Origin of the sequence: Actinospica durhamensis (assembly GCF_018139695.1) — a bacterium.
Taxonomy (GTDB): domain Bacteria; phylum Actinomycetota; class Actinomycetes; order Streptomycetales; family Catenulisporaceae; genus Actinospica; species Actinospica durhamensis.
The window spans coordinates 1-1,414 of the sequence record NZ_JAGSOG010000575.1 but is presented as its reverse complement, the minus strand read 5'-3'; the positions used below and the strand labels follow the sequence as shown (position 1 = coordinate 1,414).

Genomic DNA, 1,414 nt, shown 5'->3' with positions numbered 1-1,414 from the left:
GCCACGGATTCTCACCGTGGATTCGCTACTCATGCCTGCATTCTCACTCGCATGCCCTCCACGACTCGCTCACGCGGCCGCTTCACCGGACATGCGACGCTCCCCTACCCAACACCACACCTGGCCGCCACGTCTCAGGTGACGACGGGCTCATGGCGTTGACACGACTTCGGCGGCGTACTTGAGCCCCGCTACATTGTCGGCGCGGAACCACTTGACCAGTGAGCTATTACGCACTCTTTCAAGGGTGGCTGCTTCTAAGCCAACCTCCTGGTTGTCACCGCGGTCCCACATCCTTTCCCACTTAGCACGCGCTTAGGGGCCTTAGTCGATGCTCTGGGCTGTTTCCCTCTCGACCATGGAGCTTATCCCCCACAGTCTCACTGCCACGCTCAACGTACCGGCATTCGAAGTTTGGCTGACGTCAGTAACCTGGTCGGGCCCATCGGCCATCCAGCGCCCTACCTCCGGCACGCACACGCAACGCTGCACCTAAATGCATTTCGGGGAGAACCAGCTATCACGGAGTTTGATTGGCCTTTCACCCCTAACCACAGGTCATCCCCCAGGTTTTCAACCCTGGTGGGTTCGGGCCTCCACACCGTCTTACCGGCGCTTCACCCTGCCCATGGCTAGATCACTCCGCTTCGGGTCTAGAACGCGCGACTCAACGCCCTTATCGGACTCGCTTTCGCTACGGCTACCCCACACGGGTTAACCTCGCCACACGCCACTAACTCGCAGGCTCATTCTTCAAAAGGCACGCCGTCACGGCCCCACCCCAACGGGTGGAACGACGCTCCGACGGATTGTAGGCACACGGTTTCAGGAACTCTTTCACTCCCCTCCCGGGGTACTTTTCACCCTTCCCTCACGGTACTCGTGCACTATCGGTCACCAGGAAGTATTCAGCCTTACCAGGTGGTCCTGGCAGATTCACACGGGATTTCACGGGCCCCGCGCTACTCGGGAACAGCACCACGAGCCTGCAGCATGTCGTCTACGGGACTCTCACCCACTACGGTCGGCCACTCGCATGCCGTTCGACTACACCACAGGTTTCTGACTCGTCGACGGGCCGGCAGACCCGTCAGGCACGTCCCACAACCCCTCACACGCAACCCCTGCCGGGTATCACACGCACAAGGTTTAGGCTAGATCCGCTTTCGCTCGCCACTACTCACGGAATCACATGTTGTTTTCTCTTCCACCGGGTACTGAGATGTTTCACTTCCCCGGGTTCCCTCCACTCGCCCTATACATTCAGGCGAGGGTGACACCCCATGACGGGTGCCGGGTTCCCCCATTCGGACACCCCCGGATCCAAGCCCTCTCGGCGGCTCCCCGGGGCCTATCGCGGCCAGACACGTCCTTCATCGGCTCCTGGTACCAAGGCATCCACCGTGCGCCCTTA

General features: G+C 60.6%; 1 rRNA gene. It reads right to left on the bottom strand.

Annotation, left to right across the window (positions count from 1 at the left end):
• Nucleotides 1-1,414: ribosomal RNA gene (locus tag KDL01_RS41115) — 23S ribosomal RNA — on the bottom strand; the annotation flags it as partial.